Source organism: Cryobacterium sp. Hz7, from assembly GCF_004402815.1.
GTDB lineage: Bacteria > Actinomycetota > Actinomycetes > Actinomycetales > Microbacteriaceae > Cryobacterium > Cryobacterium sandaracinum.
This window is the reverse complement of the sequence record NZ_SOFB01000049.1, coordinates 173465-199788: the sequence shown is the minus strand read 5'-3', so window position 1 is coordinate 199788 and position 26324 is coordinate 173465. Positions and strand designations below refer to the sequence as shown.

The 26324-nt window shown below is 68.2% G+C and carries 28 protein-coding genes; 16 read left to right on the top strand and 12 right to left on the bottom strand.

The features are described 5' to 3' along the window. Positions 1 to 10: 10 nt before the first annotated feature. Positions 11 to 874, bottom strand: a complete 864-nt coding sequence (locus E3N86_RS11230) for a Ku protein (protein WP_134511956.1) — start codon at positions 872 to 874, stop codon at positions 11 to 13. A gap of 68 nt (positions 875 to 942) precedes the next feature. Here E3N86_RS11230 and E3N86_RS11225 point away from each other — a divergent pair, with 68 nt between their 5' ends. Then, positions 943 to 3441: an ATP-dependent DNA ligase gene (locus E3N86_RS11225; RefSeq protein WP_134511955.1), complete on the top strand. Its 2499-nt coding sequence runs from the start codon at positions 943 to 945 to the stop codon at positions 3439 to 3441. Between the two features lie 13 nt (positions 3442 to 3454). Here the strand turns inward: E3N86_RS11225 and E3N86_RS11220 are convergent, their stop codons facing one another. Both E3N86_RS11220 and E3N86_RS11215 read right to left on the bottom strand, forming a co-directional pair. Next, positions 3455 to 3901, bottom strand: a complete 447-nt coding sequence (locus tag E3N86_RS11220; protein ID WP_104099545.1) for an NUDIX hydrolase — start codon at positions 3899 to 3901, stop codon at positions 3455 to 3457. 158 nt (positions 3902 to 4059) lie between these two features. Next, entirely contained in the window at positions 4060 to 4587 is a 528-nt protein-coding gene (locus E3N86_RS11215) for an adenine phosphoribosyltransferase (protein ID WP_104099329.1), read from the bottom strand. Positions 4588 to 4744: 157 nt separating this feature from the next. On the opposite strand from E3N86_RS11215, the gene idi reads away from it, so the two are divergent. The 8 genes from idi to E3N86_RS11175 are packed head-to-tail and all read left to right on the top strand — an operon-like array spanning position 4745 to position 10834. Next, positions 4745 to 5284 carry an isopentenyl-diphosphate Delta-isomerase gene (idi, locus tag E3N86_RS11210; RefSeq protein ID WP_104099328.1) on the top strand — a complete coding sequence of 180 codons (540 nt, stop codon included), beginning with the start codon at positions 4745 to 4747 and terminating at the stop codon, positions 5282 to 5284. Then, positions 5277 to 6320 (top strand): polyprenyl synthetase family protein, encoded by a 1044-nt coding sequence (locus E3N86_RS11205; protein ID WP_104099327.1) that lies wholly within the window; start codon positions 5277 to 5279, stop codon positions 6318 to 6320. The genes idi and E3N86_RS11205 overlap by 8 nt, the downstream gene beginning before the upstream one ends. Beyond that, positions 6317 to 7210, top strand: a complete 894-nt coding sequence (locus E3N86_RS11200; RefSeq protein WP_134511954.1) for a squalene/phytoene synthase family protein — start codon at positions 6317 to 6319, stop codon at positions 7208 to 7210. The genes E3N86_RS11205 and E3N86_RS11200 overlap by 4 nt, the downstream gene beginning before the upstream one ends. After that, a complete protein-coding gene (crtI, locus tag E3N86_RS11195) occupies positions 7207 to 8811 on the top strand; it encodes a phytoene desaturase family protein (protein ID WP_134511953.1) in 1605 nt (534 codons plus the stop codon). The genes E3N86_RS11200 and crtI overlap by 4 nt, the downstream gene beginning before the upstream one ends. Positions 8812 to 8841: 30 nt before the next feature. Beyond that, complete coding sequence (locus E3N86_RS11190) at positions 8842 to 9192, top strand: lycopene cyclase domain-containing protein (protein WP_134511952.1); 351 nt, start codon at positions 8842 to 8844, stop codon at positions 9190 to 9192. Next, a complete protein-coding gene (locus E3N86_RS11185) occupies positions 9189 to 9497 on the top strand; it encodes a lycopene cyclase domain-containing protein (RefSeq protein ID WP_104099323.1) in 309 nt (102 codons plus the stop codon). Before E3N86_RS11190 ends, E3N86_RS11185 begins: the two co-directional genes overlap by 4 nt. Continuing rightward, entirely contained in the window at positions 9490 to 10392 is a 903-nt protein-coding gene (locus tag E3N86_RS11180) for a prenyltransferase (RefSeq protein WP_134511951.1), read from the top strand. Before E3N86_RS11185 ends, E3N86_RS11180 begins: the two co-directional genes overlap by 8 nt. 40 nt (positions 10393 to 10432) lie before the next feature. Further along, complete coding sequence (locus E3N86_RS11175; RefSeq protein WP_104099321.1) at positions 10433 to 10834, top strand: RNA-binding S4 domain-containing protein; 402 nt, start codon at positions 10433 to 10435, stop codon at positions 10832 to 10834. 173 nt (positions 10835 to 11007) lie between these two features. On the opposite strand, the gene E3N86_RS16885 is transcribed toward E3N86_RS11175, so the two are convergent. Together E3N86_RS16885 and E3N86_RS11170 are read right to left on the bottom strand one after the other, a co-directional pair. Further along, a complete protein-coding gene (locus E3N86_RS16885) occupies positions 11008 to 11166 on the bottom strand; it encodes a hypothetical protein (protein ID WP_166785078.1) in 159 nt (52 codons plus the stop codon). 69 nt (positions 11167 to 11235) lie between these two features. Then, complete coding sequence (locus E3N86_RS11170) at positions 11236 to 12675, bottom strand: lipase maturation factor family protein (protein ID WP_134372874.1); 1440 nt, start codon at positions 12673 to 12675, stop codon at positions 11236 to 11238. Positions 12676 to 12821: 146 nt separating this feature from the next. Between E3N86_RS11170 and E3N86_RS11165 the strand changes: the two genes are divergently transcribed. From E3N86_RS11165 to E3N86_RS11135, 7 genes are all read left to right on the top strand, one after another. Beyond that, positions 12822 to 13922 (top strand): LacI family DNA-binding transcriptional regulator, encoded by a 1101-nt coding sequence (locus E3N86_RS11165; protein ID WP_241980652.1) that lies wholly within the window; start codon positions 12822 to 12824, stop codon positions 13920 to 13922. Positions 13923 to 14002: 80 nt separating this feature from the next. Then, a complete protein-coding gene (locus tag E3N86_RS11160) occupies positions 14003 to 15289 on the top strand; it encodes an extracellular solute-binding protein (protein ID WP_104099318.1) in 1287 nt (428 codons plus the stop codon). 3 nt (positions 15290 to 15292) lie between these two features. Further along, complete coding sequence (locus tag E3N86_RS11155; RefSeq protein ID WP_104099317.1) at positions 15293 to 16249, top strand: carbohydrate ABC transporter permease; 957 nt, start codon at positions 15293 to 15295, stop codon at positions 16247 to 16249. Further along, positions 16246 to 17079: a carbohydrate ABC transporter permease gene (locus tag E3N86_RS11150; RefSeq protein ID WP_104099316.1), complete on the top strand. Its 834-nt coding sequence runs from the start codon at positions 16246 to 16248 to the stop codon at positions 17077 to 17079. The genes E3N86_RS11155 and E3N86_RS11150 overlap by 4 nt, the downstream gene beginning before the upstream one ends. A gap of 2 nt (positions 17080 to 17081) precedes the next feature. Beyond that, positions 17082 to 18152: a glycosidase gene (locus E3N86_RS11145; protein ID WP_134372868.1), complete on the top strand. Its 1071-nt coding sequence runs from the start codon at positions 17082 to 17084 to the stop codon at positions 18150 to 18152. Between the two features lie 425 nt (positions 18153 to 18577). Then, positions 18578 to 19615 carry a DUF222 domain-containing protein gene (locus E3N86_RS11140; RefSeq protein WP_166785077.1) on the top strand — a complete coding sequence of 346 codons (1038 nt, stop codon included), beginning with the start codon at positions 18578 to 18580 and terminating at the stop codon, positions 19613 to 19615. Beyond that, positions 19545 to 19919, top strand: coding sequence for a hypothetical protein (locus E3N86_RS11135; protein ID WP_134511949.1), 375 nt, complete (start codon positions 19545 to 19547; stop codon positions 19917 to 19919). Before E3N86_RS11140 ends, E3N86_RS11135 begins: the two co-directional genes overlap by 71 nt. Before the next feature lie 81 nt (positions 19920 to 20000). Here E3N86_RS11135 and csrA read toward each other — a convergent pair whose 3' ends face one another. The 7 genes from csrA to fliP are packed head-to-tail and all read right to left on the bottom strand — an operon-like array spanning position 20001 to position 26283. After that, a complete protein-coding gene (gene csrA, locus E3N86_RS11130; protein ID WP_104099312.1) occupies positions 20001 to 20261 on the bottom strand; it encodes a carbon storage regulator CsrA in 261 nt (86 codons plus the stop codon). 9 nt (positions 20262 to 20270) lie between these two features. Further along, positions 20271 to 21308 (bottom strand): hypothetical protein, encoded by a 1038-nt coding sequence (locus E3N86_RS11125; RefSeq protein WP_134372862.1) that lies wholly within the window; start codon positions 21306 to 21308, stop codon positions 20271 to 20273. Further along, positions 21283 to 23334: a flagellar biosynthesis protein FlhA gene (locus E3N86_RS11120; protein WP_104099310.1), complete on the bottom strand. Its 2052-nt coding sequence runs from the start codon at positions 23332 to 23334 to the stop codon at positions 21283 to 21285. Before E3N86_RS11120 ends, E3N86_RS11125 begins: the two co-directional genes overlap by 26 nt. Next, positions 23331 to 24455, bottom strand: a complete 1125-nt coding sequence (locus E3N86_RS11115) for a flagellar biosynthesis protein FlhB (protein WP_134511948.1) — start codon at positions 24453 to 24455, stop codon at positions 23331 to 23333. Before E3N86_RS11115 ends, E3N86_RS11120 begins: the two co-directional genes overlap by 4 nt. Then, positions 24456 to 25214 carry a flagellar biosynthetic protein FliR gene (locus E3N86_RS11110; protein WP_104099308.1) on the bottom strand — a complete coding sequence of 253 codons (759 nt, stop codon included), beginning with the start codon at positions 25212 to 25214 and terminating at the stop codon, positions 24456 to 24458. Further along, on the bottom strand, positions 25214 to 25489 hold the full coding sequence (fliQ, locus tag E3N86_RS11105) for a flagellar biosynthesis protein FliQ (RefSeq protein ID WP_134511947.1): 276 nt from the start codon (positions 25487 to 25489) through the stop codon (positions 25214 to 25216). Before fliQ ends, E3N86_RS11110 begins: the two co-directional genes overlap by 1 nt. Then, the gene (fliP, locus tag E3N86_RS11100; RefSeq protein ID WP_174721877.1) at positions 25489 to 26283 is read right to left on the bottom strand and encodes a flagellar type III secretion system pore protein FliP; all 795 of its coding nucleotides are present in this window, start codon (positions 26281 to 26283) and stop codon (positions 25489 to 25491) included. The genes fliQ and fliP overlap by 1 nt, the downstream gene beginning before the upstream one ends. Positions 26284 to 26324: the final 41 nt, after the last annotated feature.

Genomic DNA, 26324 nt, shown 5'->3' with positions numbered 1-26324 from the left:
TGCGGCCTCGTCAGTTTCCCGACACCCGTTTATGCCCCTTGTCGGCGCGTTTCTCGGATTTATCCGACGCGCCCGGCTTCGCCTGGCCGCGGCTGCGCTCCACGCTGCGGCGGAGGGCCTCCATCAGGTCGAGCACCTCTCCCCCGCCGTCCTCGCCTTCCCGGTGTTCGCGGCCGAAGGTGAGCTCGGTGTCGAGGGCTTCGCCCGCGGCGAGCTTCGCCTCGAGCAGTTCGCGGAGCTGGTCCTGGTAGTCGTCCCGGAAATCCTGCGGCGAGAACTCGGCGGCAAAGGAGTCGACCAGTGCGGCCGAAAGCTCGAGCTCCTGGGCGGAGATGCGCACCGACTCCTGGAGCATCGGGAATTCAACGGCCCGCACCTCGTCGCCCCACAGCAGCGACTGCAGCAGCAGAACGTCCCCGCGCACCCGGAGGGCACCGAGTCGGGTCTTCTGCCGCAGCGCGAACCGCACGATCGCGGTGCGGTCGGTGGCGTCGAGCGCACGCCGCAGTAGAACGTAGGCCTTGGGTGAGCCGGAGGGTTCGAGAAAATAGCTGCGCTCGAACATGATCGGGTCGAGCTGGTCGCTCGGCACGAACTCGACGACCTCGATCTCGCGGCTTCTCCCGGCCGGCAGCGTGCGCAGATCCTCGTCGGTGATGACAACCGTCTTGTCGCCGCTGTCCCAGGCCTTGTCGATGTGCGCATAGTCGACGACCCGTCCGCAGCGCTCGCACCGGCGCTGGTAACGGATGCGCCCGCCATCGGCGTCGTGCACCTGGTGCAGGGCGACGTCGTGGTCTTCGGTGGCGCTGTAGACCTTGACGGGCACATTGACCAGCCCGAAGGTGATCGCGCCCTTCCAGATCGATCTCATCACTTCAGTACACACCCGGTGCGCCGAGAGGGCTAGGCACGCTGTGGCCGAGAGAGCATGCTGGAGCCATGAACGAGCGGCCGCCCTCCCCCGACTCCCGCCAGGTCGTCACCGTCGGCGGACACCGAATCACACTCACGCATCTCGACAAGGTGCTCTACTCGGAGTCAGGGACCACGAAGGCCGACGTTCTCGGCTACTACGCGTTCATCGCCGACGTGATGATCCCGCACACCGCGAACCGCCCGGCGACCCGGAAGAGGTGGGTACACGGTGTGGGCACCCGGGACGCACCCGGACACGTGTTCTTCCAGAAGAACCTGGACCAGGCGACGCCGAGCTGGGTGAAACGCCGGCCGATCCAGCATTCGAACCACGTGAGCGAGTACCCGCTGGTCAACGACCTCGCGACGCTGACCTGGCTCGCCCAGATCTCGGCGCTGGAGATCCACGTTCCGCAGTGGCAGTTCGGCCGGGGTGGACGCCCGCGCAACCCGGACCGACTGGTGATCGACCTGGACCCCGGCGACGGGGTCACCCTCGACGAGTGCGCGGAGGTCGCCCGTCTGGCGCGGGCCATCCTGCGGGACATGGGCCTGGACCCGCTGCCGGTCACCAGCGGGTCGAAGGGCATCCACCTCTACGCACCGCTGGACCTCACGCACACCTCGGACCAGGTCTCCCAGGTCGCACACGAGCTGGCCCGCGCGCTCGAAGCCGACCATCCGGACCTCATCGTCAGCGATATGAAGAAGGCTCATCGACCGGGGCGGGTGTTCGTGGACTGGAGCCAGAACAGCGCCCACAAGACGACCATCACCCCGTATTCGTTGCGCGGAACGCTGCATCCGATGGTGGCCATGCCGCGCACCTGGCGGGAACTGGCCTCCCCCGGGCTCGCACAGATCGACTACAAGCAGGCGATGCACCGGGTGCAGCGTAGCGGGGACCCGCTGGCCGCGCTGCTCGAGGCACATTCCGGCCGGGGCACCACGGATGCCGGTGGTGCCGGTGACGAGACCGGTAAAGGCGCCGGGGCGGGAGCCGGTGCGCTGGCCGTCTACCTCGGCAAACGAGACGCTTCCCGCACCTCGGAGCCGATGCCGACCGGTGCGCCGGACGCATCCGCGGGTCGGTCATTCGTCATTCAAGAGCACCACGCCCGCAACCTGCACTACGACTTTCGGCTCGAGCACGACGGGGTGCTGACGTCGTGGGCGTTGCCGCGCGGGGTGCCGACCGATCCGGCGAAGAATCGGCTCGCCGTGCGCACCGAGGACCATCCGCTCGAATACGCCACGTTCGAGGGTGATATCCCGGCCGGCGAATACGGGGCCGGCACCATGAGCATCTGGGACCACGGCAGCTACGAGCTGGAGAAGTGGCGGGATGACGAGGTGATCGCCGTGCTGCACGGCGAACCGGGCGGCAGGCTCGGTGGCACGCGGCGCTTTGCCCTGATCCGCACGAAGGGCACGGACGTGGCCGACCGGAACTGGCTGATCCACCTGATGAAGACACGGCCGGCCCGGCGGGCCGGGGACGTGGGCACCGGGGCGGGCGCGACGGCCAAAACGGGCGGCCGGTCCGCACGCCGCACACAATACGGGCCCATGCTTGCCACGCCCGGCTCCATCGCCGACCTGTCCGAAGACGACGAGTGGACCTACGAAATGAAGTGGGACGGCATCCGCGCGCTCGCCTATCTCGGAGCCGCCGGCCTAGGCCCGGACGTGCGCTTGTTCACCCGGAACGGCAGCGACATCACGCACGCGTATCCCGAGCTGGTGCGCGCGTTGCCGGGAGCGGTTTCGGCCGACTTTGCGGTGCTCGACGGGGAGATCGTCGCGATGGACGCGGGCGGGCGGCCGAACTTCGGGCTGCTGCAGACGCGGCTGGGCCTGACCGGTCGCCGACAGATCGAAGCGGCCGAGGCATCCACCCCGGTGCGGTTTCTGGCTTTCGACGTGCTCGAACGTGACGGGGAGCCGCTGCTCGACCTGACGTACACGGCCCGGCGCCGCGTGCTCGAGGAGATTGTCACCGGGTCCGGTGCGGTGCAGGTGCCGCCGGTCTTCACGGGCGACTCCACCCAGGCCGTGGCGACCAGCAGCGAGCTCGGCTTCGAGGGGATCATCGCCAAGACCCGGGACGGGCGCTACGAGGCCGGTCGGCGGTCCCGATCGTGGATCAAGATCAAGCACCATCGCACCCAGGAGGCGGTGATCGGCGGGTGGCGACCGGGCAACGGGCGCCGAGCCGACACCGTGGGCTCCCTCCTCCTGGGGATTCCGAACGGAGACACGCTGACCTATATCGGCCGGGTCGGCACCGGGTTCCGGGACGCAGACCTCGAGGACCTGCGGGCGCGACTGGATGCCATCGCTGCGGTGGACAACCCCTTCACCGGCATCCCGCCCGCCGGCGCCCGCGATGCGCGGTGGGTGCGCCCGGTGCTGGTGGGCGAGGTGGAATTCTCCGAATGGACCGGCACGGGGCGAGCGCGCCACCCGGTCTGGCGCGGTTGGCGGCCGGACAAGTCACCGGGCGAGGTGGTGCGGGTTTAATGGCGGTGCGGGTTCAGAGGCGGGCGAGTAGGGCCGGCCAGCTGGTGGCGAAGCCCGGATGCAGCGGCAGCGCGTCGACCTCGTGGCGCGGTACCCAGCGCAACGCGATGCTCTCCTGGTCGCTGATCACGGGTTCGAAGCGCTTCGTGGCGCGCACCACGACCGTCGTGTACGACCAGAAACCGAGGTCGAGCACGGAGCTGAACTGCACGGAGACCAGCTCCGGGGGCACGCCGGCCTCTTCGCGGGCCTCCCGCAGAGCCGCTTCGAGCGCACTCTCGTGTTCGTGGCGCGCCCCGCCGGGCAGCCCCCAGGTGTCACCCTGGTGGCTCCAAAGCGCGCGGTGCTGCAGCAGCACCCCCAGCTCCTCGTGGTGCACGAGCAGGCCGGCCGCCCCGAAAAGACCCCAAAACTTGCGGCCGTCGGGCCCGTACACCCACCCGTCACCGTTTGTGCTCATGGCTCAAGCATGCGCCACGGTCCCGTGAATACGCACCGTGTTGAGTTGCGTTCGACTCGCGGCGCAGGCTTTGGATGGTGGCGCACGGTAGGACGTGTGCCGGCTTTCGAAGGGTGCGCCACGACGAGCGAGCCGCGCCGAGTGGGTACCTGGGCGGGCTAGAGGGCGACGATGGCGTGCACAGGAGCGTCGCCGAGGCGCGTTCGGCCGACCAGTTCGGTCAGCTCCAGCACGACGCCGACGCCGGTCAGGCGGTAGCCGGCGCGCTCGATGAGCCGGGCGGTCGCGGCGATCGTGCCGCCGGTGGCCAGCACGTCGTCGACGACCAGCACGCGGGAACCCGGCGCGAGCTGGCCGATCTCGAGCTCGAGGCAGGCCGAGCCGTACTCGAGGTCGTACTCCTCGCTCAGCACCGATCCGGGGAGCTTGCCACCTTTGCGCACGACGAGCACGGCGACATCCGCCGCGTAGCCGATCGCCGCGGCCAGCAGGAAGCCGCGGGCCTCAATGCCGGCCACCGCGTCGAATTCACCCTGGAACCGGCCGGCGAGCTCGTCGATCAGCGCTCGAAAAGCGGCGGCGTCGGCGAACACCGGGTTGAGGTCGCGGAAGAGGATGCCCACTTGCGGAAAATCCTGGTACGAGGCGAGAAGGGCGTTGACATGGTCTGCAGCGGGGGTGGGCACCCCACGAGTTTAAGCGTGCGGCCGACGGATGCCGTGCGGGCCTCCCGACGCCCCTCAATGGACGGTTCGGACAGGGCCCCGTGCTAGCCTCGCATTTGGCTAATCAGATTAGGAATTTTTTCCGGTATCTTGACTGAATCACCCGAAGGGATGGCTAATGCGGCCGGTCGAAGTGCTCGAAGAACTCGTGGTCCTGCTGGACGAGTCCGGCCGCGAAATCGGCACGGCCCCGAAGCTCAGTGTGCACGACACAGACACCGCGCTCCACCTCGCTTTCTCCTGCCACGTGCTCAATCCGGCCGGCGAGGTTCTCGTCACCCGACGCGCCCTGTCGAAGAGGACCTGGCCGGGCGTCTGGACCAATTCCTTTTGCGGCCATCCGCTCCCGGGCGAGGAATTTCCCGCTGCCATCGAGCGGCGCGCGCTGTTCGAGCTCGGACTCTCGATTGCGAACCTGACGGTCACCCTGCCTGACTTCCGCTACCGCGCCGTCGACAGCAGCGGCATCGTCGAGAACGAGATCTGCCCCGTCTACCTGGCCCGCGCCACCGGCGAACCCGTACCCAACCCGGACGAGGTCATGGAATTTGCCTGGGTGGAGCCGGCCGCCCTGCAGCGCTCGGTGCGGGACGCCCCGTGGGCGTTCAGCCCCTGGTTGGGGCTGCAGCTCCAGGAATTGACCAGTTTCGATGCATGAAATCCAGGCGCTCGGGGTAGGGACGGAGTTGCAGCGTTTTTTCGCCGCCGCCCGCCTGCGTGCCAGCGACTACGGCGAACACTATGTCGCGCTCTGGGACTCTCTTGAGCAGGCCAGCAGCGGCGGCAAGCGTGTGCGCCCCGCACTGGTGCTGGCTGCGTTCACCGGCCTCGGCGGCACCGACCTCACCCTGGCCACTCCGGTCGCGGTCAGCTTCGAACTGTTGCACACGGCCTTCGTGATCCACGACGACGTGATCGACCACGACCTCGCCCGCCGCGGCGTGGCCAACATCGCCGGGCAGTTCACCGAGCGCGCCCTCGCCCACGGAGCCGGCGACCAGGCCGGGGCGTGGGCCGCGACGGCCGCGATCCTGGCCGGCGACCTGGCGCTGAGCGAGGCCCACCGCGCCCTCGCGATGCTGCCGGTCGAGCTCGAACTGCGCGGCCGCCTGCTCGACCTGCTCGATCGAGCGGTGTTCGTCTCCGCTGCCGGGGAACTGGCGGACGTCACCAACGCCGCGTCGAAGCATCCGCTCACGGTGGCCCAGGTCATCTCCACCCTGGAGCAGAAGACGGCGGTCTACTCGTTCGAGGCTCCCCTGCAGGCCGGCGCCATCCTGGCCGGCGGCTCGGCCGAGGCGATCGACGTGCTCGGCGCCTACGGCCGCCTGATCGGCGTGGCCTTCCAGCTGACCGACGACGTTCTCGGGGTCTTCGGCAACCCGGAGAAGACCGGCAAAAGCGTGCTCACCGACCTGCGGGAAGGCAAGCAGACGACCCTGATCGCCCACGCGGGCACCACCCGCGGCTGGCCAGAGATCGCCCCCTTCATCGGCAAGGCCGACCTCACCGAGGCGGAAGCGGACACCGTGCGCGGCCTGCTTCGTGACTGCGGTGCCCTGCAGGCAACGGATGAGCTGGCCACCGACCACTGCACTCGCGCCGTGGCCGCGCTCGACACGGCCGCCGTACCGGCGCCCCTGCGCGCGCTGCTCACCACCCTGGCAGGCACCGCCGTGAATCGCAGCCGATGAAACGTGACAGCCCCGACGACCACACCGGCATCGCGAAGTACAACGCCGCGGCCCGGGCCAGCTCCGCCACGGTCATCGGCCACTATTCCACCTCGTTCGGCCTCGCGGCCCGTCTCCTCGAGCCGCGCGTGCGCAGCCAGGTGCGCACCATCTACGCCCTGGTCCGGGTCGCCGATGAGATCGTGGACGGCGCCGCAAGCCAGGCCGGCGTGAACGTGGACGGCCAGCGCGACCTGCTGGACGCGCTCGAACGGGAGACCAGCCAGGCGATGGGGTCGGGCTTCAGCACCAATCTGGTCGTGCACGCCTTCGCGGCGACCGCCCGGGAAGCCGGAATCGACACCAGCCTGACCACACCCTTCTTCGCCTCGATGCGCCGGGACCTCGACCCGTCGCCGTTCGACGCGGCCGGAGTGGCCGAGTACATCTACGGTTCGGCCGAGGTGATCGGGCTGATGTGTCTGCGCTGCTTCGTGCAGGACACGCGGTGCGCGACCGATGAGCTCCAGGTTCTCGAGGCCGGTGCCCGGAGCCTCGGCGCGGCCTTCCAGAAGGTCAACTTCCTGCGCGACCTCGCCGCCGACCGGGACGCCCTCGGCCGCAACTACTTTCCCGGTGTGAACCTGCTGACCATGACCGAAACACAGAAGAACGAACTCCTCGACGACATGGACGCCGACCTCGACGCGGCGGCCCGCGTGTTGCCCATGCTCCCAGTGGGGAGCCGCCGCGCGGTCACCGCTGCACACCACCTCTTCGCCCGCTTGTCGGCGAAGCTGCGAGTCACCCCCGCGCGAGAACTGATGAGCGCCCGGGTACGGGTGCCGGATCCGGAGAAAATCATGATTGCACTCACCGCGTCGTTCGGACCGGGAGCGTGGAAGCGATGAGCGCACCGACCAGGCACACCGTTGTCATCGGCGGCGGCATCGCCGGACTGGCCAGCGCCGCGCTGCTGGCCCGGGACGGCCACCAGGTCACCCTGCTCGAAGCGCAGGCCACCCTCGGCGGCCGGGCCGGCTTCTGGGACGTCGACGGCTTCCGGTTCGAGACCGGGCCGTCCTGGTACCTGATGCCGCAGGTGTTCGACCACTTCTACCGGCTGTTCGGCACATCCTCCGCGGAACAGCTCGACCTGACCCGCCTCGATCCGGGCTACCGGGTCTTCTTCGAGGGCACGACGGAGCCGGTGGACATCGCGGCCGAGCGGGCCGACAACATCCGTCTGTTCGAAAGCCTCGAACCCGGTGCGGGCGCGGCCCTCGACCGCTACCTCGTCTCGGCCAAAGAGACATATGACATGGCAGTCAAACGGTTCCTGTATACAAGCTTCGCCTCCTTCACACCCCTGCTGGTTCCGGATGTCCTGAAGCGGCTCGGTCGGTTGGCCCGACTGCTGCTGCAGCCGCTGGACAAGTTCGTGGCCGGCTATGTGAAGGACCACCGTTTGCGCCAGATCCTCGGCTACCCGGCCGTGTTTCTCGGCTCCTCGCCCGACCAGACCCCGTCGATGTACCACCTGATGAGCCACCTCGACATGGCCGACGGCGTGCTCTACCCGCAGGGTGGGTTCACTCGGCTGATCGACAGCATCGCCGACATCGCGAAAGCTCAGGGCGTGACCGTGATCACCGAGGCGACTGTGACGGCGATCCACACCACCCCGGGCGCCGCAACCGCCGTCGCCGGGGTCAGCTATCGCACGGGCGACGGCACCAGTGTCACCCTCGACGCCGACACGGTCGTCTCGGCCGCCGACCTGCACCACACGGAGACCGAGCTGCTGCCGGCATCCGCGCAGACCTACCCCGAGCGCTGGTGGCAGAAACGCGTCTCCGGTCCGGGCGCCGTGCTCGTGATGCTCGGCATCAAGGGAGACCTGCCCGAGCTGAAACATCACAGCCTGTTCTTCACCAGGGACTGGGCCGAGAACTTCGGCCGTATCTTCGGCAAGAAGACCAGCGTGCCCTCGCCGGCCTCCTTCTACGCCTGTATGCCCAGTGCCACCGACCCGGGAGTCGCCCCTGAGGGCTACACGAACATGTTCCTGCTGGTGCCGATCCCCGCCGACCCGGGCCTCGGCCACGGCGGGATCAACGGCCAAGGCTCGGCCGCGATCGAGAAGATCGCGGATGACACCGTCAAACAGCTCAGCGACTGGGCCGGCATTCCCGACCTGGCGGAGCGGATCGTGGTGCGCCGCACGGTGGGACCCGGCGACTTCGCCGACGACCTCAACTCCTGGCGCGGCGGGGCCCTCGGCCCGGCGCACACCCTGCGGCAGAGCGCATTCCTGCGCGGCTCCAACGCCTCCGCGAAGGTCGACGGTCTGTTCTACGCCGGCGGAACCACCATCCCGGGCATCGGACTTCCGATGTGCTTGATCAGCGCTGAAATTCTCCTCAAGCGGATCAACTCGGACACGAGCACGGGACCGCTCCCGGAACCGCTGCCGAACTCCGTGCGGGCGCCGCTGCCGGAAGCCCAGTGACTTCGGCAGCACAGTGAATCCGGTAGTGCTGTGACGTTCGCGTATCTGCTGACCCTGCTTCTCAGCCTGGGGGCGATGGTGCTGCTCGACCGTCGCTTCCGGCTGTTCTTCTGGCGGAACCCGGTGCGAGCTGCCATCGTGCTCGGCGTCGGGTTGGTGTACTTCCTCGTCTGGGACCTCTTCGGAATCGGCCTGGGCATCTTCTACCGGGGCGAGACGACCCTGATGACCGGTCTGCAGCTGGCCCCGGAGCTGCCCGTGGAGGAGTTCTTCTTCCTCACCTTTCTCTGCTACCTCACCATGAACGCCGTGCAGGGGGCGCGCCTGCTGCTCGCCTCCCGGGCCGAACGGGCCGGCGTCGACGAGGGGAGCGACGAGTGACCTACCTGCTCCTGAACACCGTCTTCCTTCTGCTCGCCACGGCTGTGTTCCTCACGGCCGTGCGCCGCGGCCGGCTCTCCCGGCACAGCATCCGTGCCGCTGGGATCGCCATGGCCGCCGTGCTCGTGCTCACGGCCGTTTTCGACAGCATTATGATCGGGGTCGGACTGGTCGACTACGATCCCAGCCGCATCTTTGGATTGCGGATCGGCCTGGCCCCGATCGAAGACTTCGCCTATCCCGTTGCGGCAGCGCTCCTGCTGCCCGCGCTCTGGGCTCTGCTGGAAAGAAAACCGAATGACTGAGACTCGCACCCCACCGCTCTGGAAGACCCGGCAGGTGCTGCTCTCGTCACGGCCGCTGAGCTGGATCAACACGGCGTTCCCGTTTGCCGCCGCGTATGTGGTGACGACCGGCCGGGTGGACGCCTTGCTGCTGGTGGGCACCCTCTTCTTCCTCATTCCGTACAACCTGCTGATGTACGGAATCAACGACGTCTTCGACTACGAGTCCGACCTGCGCAACCCGCGCAAGGGCGGCGTCGAGGGAGCCATGCTGGACCCGGTCCTTCACCGCACGGTGCTCGTCTCCGGAATCGTGACGGCTGTGCCCATGCTGGTGGCGATGCTCGTCCTGGCCGGCACGGAGCATCCGTGGTCATGGTTCATTCTGGCCGTGAGCCTGTTCGCGGTGGCCGCGTACTCCGTTCCGGGACTGCGGTTCAAGGAGCGCCCGATGGTGGACTCGATCACCTCGAGCACCCACTTCGTCAGCCCCGCCGTCTACGGTCTCGTGGTGGCCGGCGCCGTCGTGAGGCCCGGCCTGGTTGCCCTGCTCGCCGCGTTCTTCCTTTGGGGCATGGCCAGCCACGCGTTCGGCGCCGTGCAGGACGTCGTGCCCGACCGGGAAGGCGGCATCGCCTCGATCGCGACCGCGCTCGGCGCCGCGCGGACCGTGCGCCTCGCGATCGCATTCTGGGCCCTGGCCGGACTGCTCATGCTTGTGACCGACTGGCCCGGGCTGCTGGCCTCGGTGCTCGCGGTGCCCTACATTCTGGCGGCCTGGCCGTTCCGGTCGGTGTCGGACGAGCGGTCCGAGACCGCGAACGCCGGCTGGACGCGTTTTCTCTGGCTCAACTTCCTGACCGGATTCCTGGTGACCATGCTGCTGATCGCCTGGGGGAAGCTCGGGCCTTTCTAGGGTGCGGGCCGTTCGGGTCTGCGCGCCGTAGAGTCGAGGGATGGAGCCTCTGACCACCGCCCGTGTCGACAGCTGGACCTGGGCCGTGCGGATGTTCAAGACCCGTTCCCAGGCCACGGCCGCCTGCCGAGCCGGTCACGTCAAGGTGAACGGCGAGCGGGCCAAGTCCGCGCAGACCGTGCGGATCGGCGACGAGGTGCGGGTGCGCATCAGCGGTTTCGACCGCATCCTGGTCGTGTCGAAGATCATGGTCAAACGGGTCAGCGCGCCAGTCGCGGCGGAGTGCTTCGTCGACCAGACTCCCCCGCCGCCCCCGCGCGAGGAGGTGGCGCTCCTCCCGATGCGGGACCGCGGCGCCGGCCGTCCCACCAAGCGCGAACGCCGCGAGATCGACAAGCTTCGGGCGCCCGAGGTGCTTCCGCCTGGCCCCGACGACGAGTAGCAGCGTCCCGGCTCAGTCGTGGGTCAGGCCCGGCCGAGCTCGCGTGTCGCCGGATGTGCCAGATCACCGCCCGTGCAGCCGGGCGGTGCGGTTCGGACATTCACCCCTCGTTCTGGCTCTCCGCCGAAACGACGGTGGAATCGCAGCCAGACGGGCGCGGCTAGGGTGGCGGCCTACCTGCCGTTCATGCCGCGCACGGCCGGCCCGGCGGGGTGGAGGCCGAGCAGAGGTAGAGCCAAGGAACCGGCGTCTTCCAAGATGCCGTCGACGATGCTCAGCTTCTCCGTGCGCTGGGCGCCGGCGGGCCGGCTTTCCCGCTCGGTGACGAGCACGCTCAGCCCGGTCCGGGCCAGGACGAGCGCCGCCCCCGGCCCGTGGGCCCGGCTCCAAACACGTCGACGTCAGGCACGGGACCTCCAGGCCAGGGTGATGGGGGCCACGAGCAGGCCGACCTCCGAGCGCACCCACCACTCTCGGGTCTCTCGGCGTTCGTCCGGAGTGGAGTAGCGGTAGCGGTAGACCCGGGCGCGCACGTAGCGGGGCGGGGCCTGCGGGAACGGGTTGACCCGCACCATCCGCAGCGTGGGTCGGTCGCCCTCGAGGAGGCGGGCCAGGAACATCTCGAACCAGCGGGTGCCCGGGTCGCCGAGCGCCAGGAACCACATCAGCCAGTCCAGGCGCAGGTGGTACGGCGCGAACTGGCGGGGCCGGTGCTCGGGGTCGCCGGGCTTGCCGCGGAATTCGTAGGCGCGCCAGCCCGTCTCGTCAGTCGGGTCGGCGGCGTCGCTGCCCTCGACGACCACCTCGTGGCGCTGCCGGGTGACCGTGCCGAACGCACCGTAGGCGTTCACCAGATGGTACCGGTTGAAGCTCGCATTCATCAGTTGCCGGCGGGCGACCAGGTTGCGAAGCGGCCAGTAGCTGAGCACCAGGAGCAGGGAGGTGGCCAGGCTGACCACGATCACGAACCAGAGCGGGCCATCCGGTGCGGCCTCCCCGGCCGGCAGCCACGGCAGCACCGCGCGCAGCGTGGCGTCGTCGACGGCAGAGAAGGCCAGCACGATGGTGATCCAGTTCAGCCAGGCGAAGTTGCCGGTGAGCACCAGCCAGAACTGGCTGAGGATCACGATCAGGGCCGCGACGGATGCGACGGGCTGGGGCGCAAAGAGGAAGAACGGCACGACCAGCTGCGCGAAGTGGTTGCCGATCACCTCCCCGCGGTGGAACCACGGGGGCAGATGGTGTGCGAACCAACTGAGCGGGTTCGGCATCGGCTGCGTTTCATGGTGGTAATAGAGAGCGGTCAGGTCTCGCCACTCCCGGCCGCCGCGGATCTTAATCAGGCCGGCGCCGAATTCCAGCCGGAAGAGCAGCCAGCGGCAGAACAGGATCACGAAGAGCGGAGGGGCCACCTGCTCGGAGCCGAGGAAGGCCACCACGAAACCGGCCTCCAGCAGCAGACTCTCCCAGCCGAACGAGTAGAAGGATTGGCCGACGTTGACGATCGACAGGTAGCCCACGAAGAGCAGGAGGAAAGCGACCATCGGCAGCCAGGGCGACCCGAGCTGCGGCAGGCCGGCCACGAGCGTGGCCGCCACGGCGGCGCCGGACCAGGCGAGGGAACGCAGCATCCGGTCGGAGTAATGCCAGTGGAAAATACTCGGCGACGCGCTGAACCTCACGCGGGCCACAAAACGGGCCACCGGGAGCAGGCCATGGTCGCCGAGCAGCGCGGGGAATTGGTTGACGGCCGAAACGAAGGCGATCAGGTAGCAGGCAGCCACCCCGCGCTGCAGCACCTGCCGCGCGATCTCGTATTCTCCGGCCCCGAACCAGTCCATTTGCGCACAATCTAGGCCTTCCCCGGCCTGGGTTCAATCGGACCGGCTGTAATCGGAGCCGCCCCCTTGACGGGGGAAACTAAACCGGTATAGCCTTTCTAAACCGGTTCAGGTTGGGTCGGCTGTCAATGAGGAGGCCCAGAAACGTGCCTGCGAACATTCCTGCCACCACCACCGTGAACCCCACCGCTCAGTCCACCACGAAGTCCGCCGCGAAGTCGGTCGCGAACCCCCCAAAGGTCACCATCGAGGTGGTCGCCAAGCGGGCCGGCGTCAGCAAGGGCCTCGTCTCCTTCGCTCTCAACAACCGGCCCGGAGTCGCCCCCGAGACCCGGGTGCGCATCCTTCAGGTCGCCAAGGAGCTGGGCTGGAAGCCGTCCCTCCGCGCCCGGTCGCTCTCCACGCAGCGGTCCTACGCGCTCGGCCTCGTGATCGCCCGCAACCCGGACGTGCTTGCCTCCGACCCGTTCTTTCCCTCCTTCATCGCGGGCGTCGAGAGCATCCTTGCCCCGGAAGGTCGCGCCCTCGTGCTCAGCGTCGTTCCCGACGAGGAGACCGAGTTGAAGACCTACCGCTCACTCGTGGCCGACGGGCGCGTCGACGGGGTCTTCCTCAGCGACCTCCGCCACGGCGACCCGCGCATCCCGCTCCTCGCCGAGCTGGGTCTGCCGGCGGTCACGCTCGGACGCCCCGACGGGCCCAGCCCCTTCCCCGCGGTGACCGTGGACGACACACCTGGTGTGATGGCATCCGTCGCTCACCTCGCCACCCTCGGCCACCGCCGCATCGCGCACGTCGCGGGCAGCTCGACGCTGCTGCACGGCAGCCGCCGGCGCGCGGCCTTCGCCGCCGCCCTGCGCGAGGCGGGCCTGCCGGAGGGGCAGACCGTCGAGACCGATTTCTCCGTGGGCGCCGGGTCAGATGCCACTCGGCGCCTCCTGACCCAGGACACGCCCCCGACTGCGATCGTCTACGCCAACGACCCGATGGCCATCGCCGGTCTCGGCATGGCGCACAAGCTGGGCGTGCGGGTCCCCGACGACCTCTCGATCACGGGCTACGACGACATCGACTTCTGCCGTTACGTGTACCCGCCCCTGACCACCGTCAGCGCAGCACCGATGGCGTGGGGGCGCGCGGCGGCGAGCACGCTTTTGGCCCTGATGGAGAACGGCTCGGCGGACGACGTGGACCTCCCGGCGGCCCGGCTCGTGGTGCGCGGGTCGACCGCCCCGCCCCACGGCTGACCCACAGCGCTGACACATGTTTACCGCAGCAAGGCTGCTGCGGGTTTCGAGAAATGGAGCACCACATGCACAGCAATGGAATGGCCAAGCGGATTCTCACCGTTACGGCGGCATCCGCCACAGTGGCCCTGGCACTGAGCGCTTGCGCGTCAGGGGGGACGACGGGTGACGCGGCCACCAACCGCGGGCCGATCACGATCTGGTACTCGAACAACGAAACCGAGATCGCCTGGGGCAAGCAGATGGTGGAGGCCTGGAACGCCGAGAACCCGGATGAAAAGGTGAAGGCGCAGGAAATCCCGGCCGGTAAGAGCAGCGAGGAGGTCATCGGTGCCGCCATCACGGCCGGCAACGCCCCCTGCCTCGTATTCAATACGGCCCCGGTCGCGGTGCCGCAGTTCGAGAAGCAGGGTGGTCTCGTCGACCTCTCCAGCTTTGAGGACGGCGCCGCCTACATCGAGGCACGCAGCGGCGACACGGCCGAGCAGTACCAGGGCGCCGACGCGAAGTACTTCCAGATGCCGTGGAAGTCCAACCCCGTCATGATCTTCTACAACAAGGACATGTTCACCGCCGCCGGACTCGACGCCGAGAACCCCCAGTTGGCCACCTACGACGAATTCCTCGCCACCTCGCGCACCCTCGTCGAGAGCGGCGCCGCGCCGAACGCCATCTACCCGGCCCCGACCAGTCAGTTCTTCCAGAGCTGGTTCGACTTCTACCCGCTCTACGCCGCCGAAACCGGTGGCACGCAGTTGATCGAAGACGGTGAGGCCACCTTCAACGACGAGGACGGCGCGAAGGTCGCGGAGTTCTGGAAGACCCTGTACGCCGAGGGTCTTGCCGGCAAAGAGCAGTACCAGGGCGACTCGTTCGCCGATGGCCAGGCCGCGATGTCCATCGTCGGCCCGTGGGCCGTGTCGGTGTACAAGGACGCCGTGAACTGGGGTGCGGTTCCCGTTCCCACCAGCGAGGGCACTCCGGCCGAGGAAACCTACACGTTCAGTGACGCGAAGAACGTCGGAATGTTCACGGCCTGCGAGAACCAGGCCACCGCCTGGGATGTGCTGAAATTCGCCACCAGCGAGGACCAGGACGGACAGCTTCTCGAGCTGACCGGCCAGATGCCGCTCCGCGAGGACCTCCCAACGGTGTACCCGGAGTACTTCGCGGCCAACCCGGCCTACGAGCAGTTCGGCGACCAGGCATCCCGCATGGTCGAGGTTCCCAACGTCTCCAGCTCGGTCGCCGCCTGGCAGGCCTTCCGCGACGCGTACACGAAGTCGGTCATCACCGGCGAGGGTGAAATCCCCGCCGCCCTCGACTCCGCCGCCGAGAAGATCAAAACCCTGATCTCCAAGCCGTAACGGATGTCCCAGTCAACCGCGAGTCGGACCGTCGCCGGGAGGAGCACAACTCCTCCCGGCGGGGGCCCCCGCCGCCGCAAACACCCCCTTCTGGGCAAGAACCCGTTCGGGCTCCTGCTCAGCGCCCCCTACCTCATCTTCGTTCTGGCCGTCTTCGCCTACCCGCTGGTCTTCGCCTTCTGGATGTCGTTCCACGACTACTTCTTCGCAGCACCCGGCGCCGCTGTGGACCGGCCATTCGTCGGCCTGGACAATTTTCGGGAAGTGCTGGCCGACCCGGCCATCATCCGTTCCTTCGGCAACGTGGGAGTCTTCCTGCTGATCAACGTGCCGTTGACGGTCATCCTCTCGCTCATGCTCGCCACCGCCTTGAACAAGGCCGTGCGGTTCCGCACCTTCCTGCGCGTCGCCTACTACGTGCCCTACGTGACCGCGAGCGTCGCCGTCGTCGGCGTCTGGATCTTCCTGTTCAGCGGCAACGGCCTCGTGAACCAGATTCTCGGGCCGCTCGCGCCCGATCCGGCGTGGCTGATCAACGAGGACTGGGCCATGCCCACCATCGCGATCTTCGTGACCTGGAAGGGCCTCGGATTCTTCATTCTGCTCTACCTGGCCGCCCTGCAGAACGTGTCGGAGGAACTGTACGAGGCCGCTTCAACGGATGGCGCGGGCAGGATCCGAAGTTTCTTCTCGGTCACCGTGCCGGGCGTACGCCCGGCGACTGTGCTCGTGCTGCTGCTCTCGACGGTCACCGGCGCCAACCTCTTCACGGAGCCGTACCTGCTCACCGGCGGCGGCGGCCCGAACGGGGCATCCTCGTCACCCGTGCTGATGATGTACCAGCGCGGGATCGAACAGGGGTCGCCCGACACGGCGGCCGCGATCGGCGTCATCCTCGTGATCGGAGTTCTCATCCTCGCGTTCATCCAGCGCAAGCTTGCAGGCGGTGACGAATCATGAGCCGCGGGCAGAACATCCTGCGGGGTGTGGTGCTCACGGTCGGGGCGCTTGTGTTCCTGTTCCCCTTCTACTACATGGTCATCGGCTCGCTCCAGAAGGAACCGGACCCGACTGTCGCCGGCGCGTTCCCGAACCCCGCCAACCTGACGCTCGACAACTACGGTGACATCAACAGCCGGATCAACCTGCTGCAGGGGCTGCTCAACTCGGGGATCTTCACGGGTGGCGTCATTCTCTTCACCGTGGTTTTCGGTGTTCTAGTGGGCTACGCCCTCGCCCAGCTGCAGTGGCGCGGACGCGGTGTCACCTTCGCTCTCGCACTGCTCGTGCAGGTCGTGCCGTTCCAGCTGCTGATGATCCCGCTCTACGTGATGATCGCCCGGGACTACGGACTGGCCGACAACTATCTGGGCATGATCCTGCCGTTCGCCATCAACTCGACTGCCGTGATCATCTTCCGGCAGTACTTCCTGCAGATTCCGAAGGATCTGTTCGATGCCGCCCGCATCGACGGCGCCGGCGAACTGCGGATCCTGCGGCGGATCGCCCTGCCTCTGGTGCGGCCGGCCCTGCTGACCGTCGTGCTGCTGACCTTCATCGGACCGTGGAACGAATTCCTCTGGCCGTTCCTGATCACCAAGGAAGCGTCCCTCCAGCCTCTCGCCGTGTCACTCGCCAACTACCTCAGCAATATCGCCGCTACAGCGGCGAACCCGTTCGGGGCGGTTCTCGCCGGGGCCTGCGTCCTGGCCGCCCCTGCTGTGATCCTGTTCCTCCTCTTCCAACGGCACTTCGTGTCGAACAATATCGGCTCCGGCGTGAAAGGTTAGAAATGCCCAACCCCACTGAATTCCCCTACACCCTGACCCGAATGGGCGTCATCATGACGCCCGAAGCGGGCAACGACCTCGAGGCCGAGGGGGTGCTGAACCCCGGCACGGGGCACTCTGCCGACGGCACTCTGTATCTGCTCCCCCGACTGGTCGCCACCGGAAACGTCTCCCGCGTCGGACTCGCAAAGGTCATCATCACCGACGGCGTACCCACGGGCGTCGAACGCGAGGGTGTCGTTCTTGCACCGGACCGCGGCTGGGAGCGCGGCGCGAACAACGCCGGAGTGGAAGATCCCAGGATCACCTTCGTTCCCCGGCTCGGCCTACACGTGATGACCTACGTCGCCTACGGCCCCCTCGGCCCGCGCACGGCCGTGGCCGTGTCCTCGGACCTGCGCGAGTGGCGCCGGCTCGGTCCGGCGCTGTTCGCGTTCGACGACACGCTGGACATGGACCTGAACCTGTTCCACAACAAAGACACCGTGTTCTTCCCGGAGCCGGTCGCCGGCCCGAATGGAGTCGAGTGCTTCGCCGTGCTGCACCGCCCGATGTGGGATCTGGGCGAGGTCAAGCCGGGTGAGGGCATCCGTGTTCCCGCCGGCGTCACCGACACCCGGCAGAGCATCTGGATCAGCTATCTGCCGGTCGCGGATGTGCTCGCCGACATCACGAAGCTCACCTTCTGGAGCGGCCACCGTTTCCTGGCCGGGCCGGAGTTCGCGTTCGAAGAGCTGAAGATCGGCGGCGGCCCTGCCCCGTTGCGGGTGCCGGAGGGCTGGCTGCTGATGCACCACGGCGTCACCGGAACCATCGACGGCGCGTTCTCGCAGCAGCAGAAGGTGAACTACTCGGCCGGAGCGATGATTCTCGACGCGGACGACCCGACCATCGTGCTGAAGCGCACGTCGGAGCCGCTGCTCAAGGCGGAGACGCCCGATGAGATCAGCGGCATCGTGCCGAACGTGGTGTTTCCGACCGCGATCGAGGAGATCGCGGGGCAGCTGTTCGTGTTCTACGGCATGGCCGACTCGAAGATCGGCGTGGCGCGCCTGGATCGCATGGGCTCGTAGGGGCTCAGGTTCTGGCGTTGGCGTGCGTGAGCGCTTGAGCGCTTGTCTGTTGATGGCGGTCTCGGCGGGGCTCATCCCCAGGAGGCCGCCTTCGGCTTTCGTGGCGCAGGGTGTGGAAGCAGGCGCACCGCTGACGCTGCAAACGATCATCGGTGGCGCCGCGCGGCCAAACAGCCGGGCGGCTGAACAAAGATACGAAACTGCTATCCACAAAAAGTGAGTGACACTCGCCTACCTGTGCTCCTTAAAGTATCCTCATAACATGACGAACCTCGCGGATGACCTCAGGCAGGCGGCCGATGCCGTCGCCTTGCTGGGCTCCTCGAGCGCCGACCTCGCGGCTCTTCCCGACGCCGAGGCTTTGGCCGGCCAGAAGCGGATGGCCGGCGCGCGGCGTCTGCTCGACACCTATGCCGCGTTNGCGGATGGCCGGCGCGCGGCGTCTGCTCGACACCTATGCCGCGTTGATGGCCGCAACCATCGCCCGCCGGTCCCGCCCGGAACTCGGCCACTCGGGGCTGGCCGCGCAGCAGGGGTTCCTCTCGCCCGAGGCCCTGATCCAGAACTGGACCGGCTCATCCATGGGCGACGCCTACAAGCTCGTCGCGGTCGGCACGATGATGGCCGACACCGAGGCGGCCGACAGCTGGTCGAAGAGGCGCTCTCGACGCTCTCGACGCCCGACGCCCGACGCCGACGCCGACGCTGTCGACGTCGCGGCGTTCACCGCGAGGGTGCCCTGGCAGGCGCCGATCGCCCGGGCCGTCACCGCCGGCACGCTCTCGGTTGACGCGGCCGAGGCGATCCGGGCCGGGCTCGGCCAGATCGACGCGGCAGTTACCGCGGAGAAGCTCCGGGTGGCCCTCGCGGCGCTCCTCACCGAGGCACCGTCACTGAATGCCGACGAGGTCTTCAAACGGGCCCGCCGGATGCGCGACCGGCTCGATCAGGCCGGCATCACCGCCCACGAGAAGCAGGCCCACGACGACCGCTCCCTGAAGGTCTACCGGCTGAGCAACGGCAACGTGCGCCTGAACGGGCTCTTCGCCCCCGAAGACGGCGAATTCGTGCTCTCCACCTTCGACTCCATCACCAGCCCCCGCCGCGGCGGAGTGCGGTTCGTCGACGCGGAGCGGGCAGCCTGGGCAAAGAAGATGCAACAGGACCCGCGCAGCACCGAGCAGATCGCCGCTGACTCCCTCGTGCAGCTGCTCAAAATCGCCGGCGAGGCCGACCCCGGCCGGGTCTTCGGCGGACGCCGCCAGGCGGCGCGTGATCGTGACCGAGAAAGCCCTCACAGCCGAACCCGCCGCGCCGGGTCCCGCCGAACCCGCCGCTCACGGGCAGATCGAAGGCAACCCGGTCCCCATCTCGCAGGAGACCATCGACCGGGTGCTCTGCGACACCGGCACCCGCGGCATCAAATTCGACGACATCGGCCAAATCATCAACGTCGGCCGTGACGAACGACTCTTCACCGAGAAACAACGCGCCGCGATGGGAGTGCGCGACGGCGGATGCCGGTGGGTCGACTGCGACCGATCACCGTCCTGGACCGAAGCCCACCACATCAACGACTGGCTCACCGACAGCGGAGACACCAACCTCGCCGAAGAAGTACTGCTCTGCCACCCGCACCACCTACTGCTACACAACCAGCACTGGAAGATCACCCGCACCGGAACGCAACACTGGCTGCGGCCACCGGTGGAGAACGACCCGGAACAGACACTGATCGCACTGCCGAGCAAGCGGGTGGGGCTGTAGGGCGCGGCTCTCGTCCCGGGTCTTAACAGGCTCGACCAGCGTCGTGGGGCGGCGGGGCGCGGCGGGGCGCGGCGCGGCGTGCTATTCGGCGGGCGGCGCGGTGGGAAGGAGGGCGAGGGTGGCCTTGAGGCGGGCCTCGGCGTCGTCGTCACCCTGACCCGCGAGACTCGCCGCGATGTTCGCCTCGGTCACGGCGCGGAGCACCTCGTCCCGCTGGATGCGCACGCCCCGGGGAGCGTCGACGCCGATCCGGATGCTGTCACCGCGCACGTCGAGAACGGTGATGACGATGTCGTCACCGATGAGGATCTTCTCCCCCTGTTTGCGTGTTAGAACCAGCACTCGTCCAGCCTAGCTTGACCGGTCGGGCCGGCCCGCGAGCCGTCGCCGCATTCCGGCCACGGTGCTGGCCTCGGCGGGGGCGCCGTCGACCCAACCGATGGGGATCTGCAGCTCATCGACGGTCTCAGGCGAGACGGTGTCGCCATAGCCCGTCACCGCGATCGCGTCGACGTGCACGCTCTGGGCAACCTCAGCCGCCCACCGGGCGGTGTCTGCGGGCTTGCGGCCGGCATCGACGACCAGCCAGACCTGCTCGGCACCGAGCGCGGCCACCAATGCGGCGTAGATGTCCGCCGTGGCCGGGTCGGCACCCAGACCGAAGGCCAGAATTCCGGTCTGTCCGAGCTTGACTCCCCTGGCCCGTGCCTCCAGCGCCGTGCGCCGGTCGAGGATGCGCGCGAGCCCGGCCGCGGCAGGCGCTCCGTCGTCGATCGCGCCGGCCACGAGGACCTCAGCCGAACCATGCGCCACGGCCAGCTCCCGCGCAATCCGCACCGCGGCATCCTGCCACCCGACGACGAGAACGAGGTTTCCGACACCCGGGAGCGGCCGCGGCACCGCCGCTTCGGCGGCCGCCTGCTCACTCTCTCTCAGCCGGGCGTCCCTGCGCCTGCCGCCCCCCTGGGCGGCCGCCGGGGCGGGGGCGGGCGGCGCGGGAGTGGGCAGCACCGGCGGGATGGGTTCCTGGGTGGCGAAGGTGAGTTCGTCCATCAGTCGGGCGAAGCCGTCCGTCGCGGTCGACAGGGGCGGGGAGGAGACGGGTGCCGCGGCCCGGGGAAAACCCGCTTCCGCCGCGTCGGCATCGTCGAGAAGCGCGGCGATGCCGAGCCGGGCCTGCACGTCGAGTCGGGAGTGGGCCGCGCGCCGCCGCCGCTCCGGCACCTCGACCGTGACCTCGATGTGCCGGCGGGCGAAGAAGCCCTTGATTCCGCCGACGGTGACCCGTTCGGCGGCCACGATGCGCGCATCCGCACCGTGCTCGGCGAGGATGCGTGCCTTCAGCTCCTGGAGGGATGAACCCTCAAGCTGAAATCGACTCGGTTCCACGTACCACTCCCACCGTTTCGATGGCCACGTTCGCCGAGGTGACCTCCTGATAGGACAGCACGGAGATACCGCCGGACTGCGCCGACACCAGTCGACGGATGGCCGGGCGCAGCGCCGGCGCGCAGACCAGCACCGCGGAGAGTCCGGCCGCTTCCACGTTGCCCAGCGCCTCCTTCAGCGACCCGAGAATGGCGTCGACCCGGTTCGGCTCCAACATGATCTGGGTGCCCTGGTCGGAGGGACGCATCCCCTCGAGCATGGACTGCTCCAAGGCAGGCTCGATCATGATCACCCGGAGCAGCCCGTCGTCGAGATACTGCGCTGTGAGAGCCGGGCCCAGCGCCTGACGGGCCGTCTCGATCAGGCCCTCCGGGTCATTCGACACCTTGGCGCGCAGGGAGAGGGACTCGTAGATGCGGGGCAGGTCGTTGATCGGGATCTGCTCCGCGAGCAGACCCTGCAGCACGCGCTGCACCTCGGCGAGGGAGAGCAGTCCGGGGATCAGATCCTCCACGGCGGACGGATTGACCAGCCGCACCCCCTCGGTGAGCACCCGCACGTCCTCGCGGGTGAGGAGCCTCGCCGCGTTGCCGGTGATGATCGAGGACAGGTGGGTGATGAGCACCGACACCCGGTCGATGACCGTGGCCCCGGTCATCTCCGCGCTGTGCCGCATCTCGCTGGGCACCCACTTGCCGGTGAGGCCGAACACGGGCTCCACCGTGGCCTGGCCCGGCAACGAGTCGAGGGCGTCGCCGAGGGCGAGCACCTTGCCGGCCGGGGCGACCCCGCGGCCGGCCTCCACGCCGGCGATCCGGATCGAATAGGTGGAGGAGGGCAGGTCCATGCTGTCGCGGGTGCGCACGGGCGGCACCACCACGCCGAGGTCGATGGCAACCTTGCGGCGCAGGGCACGCACGCGAGCCAGGAGGTCGTCCTGGGCTCCGGAGACAAGGTCGACGAGGTCAGGGGCCAGCAGGATCTCCAGGGCGTGCACCCGCATGGTTTCGATCAGGTCTTCTGGTGTGTCGGAGCGGGGCGCCATCGCCTCGGCGGCGACACCGGCATCCCGGCCCGCCTGGTCGCGGCTCTCCCCTGCCTTGATCCGGCGGGCGAAGAGGATCAGACCCAGCCCGATCACCACGAACGGGATGATCGGCATGCCCGGGATCAGGGCCATCAGGAGTGCCGCGCAGCCCGCGATCATCAGTGCGTTGCGGGACTGGGTGAGCTGGCCGGAGGCTGCCTCGCCGATGTCGGACTCCGCGTTGGAGCGGGTCACGATCATGCCGGTCGAGACCGCCATCAGCAGGGCCGGGATCTGCGTCACGAGGCCGTCGCCGATGGTGAGCAGGGAGTAGGTGCTCATGGCCTCGGTGACGGACAGTCCGAGCGAAATCATGCCGATCGCGATGCCGCCGACCAGGTTGATGATGATGATGACGATGCCGGCGATCGCGTCACCCTTGACGAATTTCGACGCGCCGTCCATGGCACCGTAAAAGTCCGCCTCGGCGGAGACCTCGGCCCGGCGTTCCCTGGCCTGCACGTCGGTGATCAGGCCGGCATTCAGGTCGGCGTCGATGGCCATCTGTTTGCCGGGCATGGCGTCGAGGGTGAACCGCGCACCGACTTCGGCGACGCGTTCGGCACCCTTGGTGACCACCACGAATTGGATCACGACGAGGATCAGGAAGATCACAGCGCCGATGATGAGCGACCCGCCCACGGCGACGTCGCCGAACGCGGCAATCACCTGCCCGGCGTAGCCGTCGCTGAGCACGAGCCGGGTCGAGGCCACGTTCAAGCCCAGCCGGAACAGGGTGGCGACGAGCAACAGCGACGGGAAAACGGAGAAATCGAGGGGCTTTTTGACAAACATCGTGGTCAGCAGTGTGACCAGCGCCAGGAGGATGTTGACGATGATCAGCACGTCGAGCAGCACGGCGGGCACCGGCACGACGAGCAGCAGGATGATACCGACAACCCCGACCGGCACCGCGAGTTTGGCGAGATTGCTGTTCATCGGTGGCCTCCGGCCGTCAGGACACGATCGTTGAGGGTGTGCACGCGGGAACCGCGGCCGGTGCGTTCGCCGGCTCCAGAGCCGCGAGACTTCAGCGCGAGCACGAAGGCGAGCACCTGCGCGACGGCGTTGTAGAGCTCCACCGGGATCTCGTCACCCAGCTGGCAGGCGCTGTGCAGGGCACGGGTGAGCGGGATGTCCCGCACGATGGGGACCCGGTCGGTCTCCGCCTGTTCCCGGATGCGCGCCGCGATCACTCCCGCTCCCGTGGCCACGACCCGGGGGGCGGACTTGCCCGGCTCGTAGCGGAGAGCGACGGCGAAGTGGGTGGGGTTGACCAGCACGACGTCGGACGTGGCGACGGCGGCGATCATGCGGTTGCGACTCATGGCGAGCTGCCGGGCCCGGCGCTGCGACTTCACCATCGGGTCACCCTCGGAACTCTTGTTCTCATCAGTGACTTCCTTCTTCGTCATGCGGGTGCGCTTGCAGTTGCGCTTCATCACGACGAACACATCCGCGGCGGCGAGTACCAGGCCGGCGATGACAGCCGACTGCACAAGAGCGGTCGCGCCGTCACTGGCCGCTCCGATCAGCACGGAGACGGGCAGTCCCCCGGCCGTCATCAGGATGGGAGCGAGCCCCTGCACCACGAGCACCAGCACGAGACCCACGGCGATGGTCTTGAGCAGCGCCGTGACGCCCTGCCAGACGGCCTGGCCGCCGAAGGTGCGACCGAGGCCGGTCACCAGGTTGAACTGCTCGTATTTTCCGGCGACCTTCTTGAAGTGCACGCCGCCCTGCGCCACAGCGCCCACGAGGACGACCACGAAGACCGTCGCGAGCATCGGGGTGAGGATGGTTCCCATCGAGGCCAGCGAGTCCACCAGCATCTGCACGGCGAGGTCCGGCTGCGGGTTGGCGACCAGGCTGCGAATACGGATCATCTGGTCGGTTCCGGCGTCCGCGGCCAGACCGATGGTGACGGGGGCCATGGCGGCGGCCGCGCCGATGCCGATCCACGCGGTCAGGTCCTGGGACTTGGAGAGCTGGCCCTTGGACCGCACCTCGCGCATCCGTTTGTCGGTGGCTTGTTCGGTCTTCTCACCGGAGTCGGACAGCTATCTCACCCCCAGCATGGTGGCGACGGCGTCGTCGGTCAGCGACGCGACGATGCGCGGCAGGGCCACGAACCCGGCGGCGCCCAGCGTGAACGTGATCAAAATCTTGAGCGGGAACCCGAGCGCGAACGCGTTGAGGGCCGGGGCCACCCGGGTGAGCAGTCCGAGGCCGACGTCGGCGAGGAACAGGACGACGATCAGCGGTCCGGCGATCTGCACGGCGGAGAGCAGCATTTGGCCGACCGCGACTGTGATGGTCTGCATCGGCACCGCGAGGTCGATGCCGCCCCCGATCGGCAGGGCCGCGAACGTACGCGTGATACCGCCAAGGATCAGCTGGTAGCCGCCCGAGGCGAATAGGAGCGCCAGCGCGGTCATCTGGTACAGCCGCGTGAACTGGGCACCGTTGACCATGGCCTGCGGGTCGAAGCCCTGAGCGAGCTGGAAGCCGCCGAACATGTCGATCAGGTTGCCGGCGGACTGGATGGCGGAGAAGACCACGAGCACGAGGAAGCCGAGCAGGCCGCCGACCACGATCTCGAGGAGCAGGGCGGCGAAGAAACCGCCGGTGTCGGGCGAGACCCAGCCCGGCGTGACCCGAGGCGAAACCGCCAGGGCCAGGCCGAGGGCGAGCATGCCCTTGATCCGCAGGGGGAACGCGTTGTAGGAGAACGGCGGCGCCACGATGAGGAACGCCACCATCCGCACGCCCGCGAGCATGGTGGCTTCGATCCAGGCGAAGTCAAGGGTGATGTTCATCAGCCGCCACCGATGAGGCCGGGGATCTTGGCGAAGAGCATCTCCGTGAAGGACACCATCTCGGAGATCATCCAGTGTCCGGAGATGATCAGCGCCACAGCCACGGCGATGGCCTTGGGCACGAACGACAGCGTCACCTCCTGGATCTGGGTGATCGACTGCAGCAGGGAAATGGCGAAACCGACGACCAGGGCGGTGATCAGGATCGGCGCGGACAGTTTGCCGGCGATCAGGACGCCCTGCAGTCCGATGTCGAGGACGGCGTTGGTGTCCATCAGCCACCCCGGTAACTGGAGACGAGGGTCGTGATGATCAGACCCCAGCCGTCGACGAGTACGAACAGGAGGATCTTGAACGGCAGCGAGATCATCACCGGCGGCAGCATCATCATGCCCATCGACATCAGCGCCGCGGACACGACGAGGTCGATCACCAGGAACGGCACGAAGATGACGAACCCGATGATGAACGCGGCACGCAGCTCGGAGATCATGAACGCCGGGATCAGCGTGAGCAGCGACACGGCCTCGCGGGTCTCCGGGTTCGGCTGATCGGCGGCCCGGGTCATCAGGGCGAGGTCCTCTTCCCGGGTGTGCGCGAGCATGAACGTGCGTAGCGGCTTCGAGCCGAGTGTGACGGCGTCGTCGAAGGACATGGTGCCGTTCAGGTACGGCTGCAGGGCGCTGTCGTTGATGTCGGTGAGGATGGGCGACATGATGAACAGCGACAGGAACAGGGCCAGGCCGGCCAGCACCTGGTTCGGCGGGATCGACGGCAGCGCGAGCGCGTTGCGGGTCATCGCGAGCACAACGAAGATCTTCGTGAAGCTGGTCATCATCAGCAGCAGGGCCGGCGCGACCGACAGCAGGGTGATCCCGATCAGGGTCACGATCGCCGAGGACGGTTCGCCGTTCGGGCCGTTGATCTGCACGTTGAGCCCGCCGCCGCCCGGTTCCGTGGGGGTGACCGGGTCGGTCGGTGTGACCGGATCGATCGGGGCGGCATGGCCCGCCGGCGCCACGAGCAGCACGAACGCCACGACGATCACGAGCACGAGGGCCGCCATCATCAGGTACCGGGCGATGTCCCGGCTTCGATCCGGGCGCACGG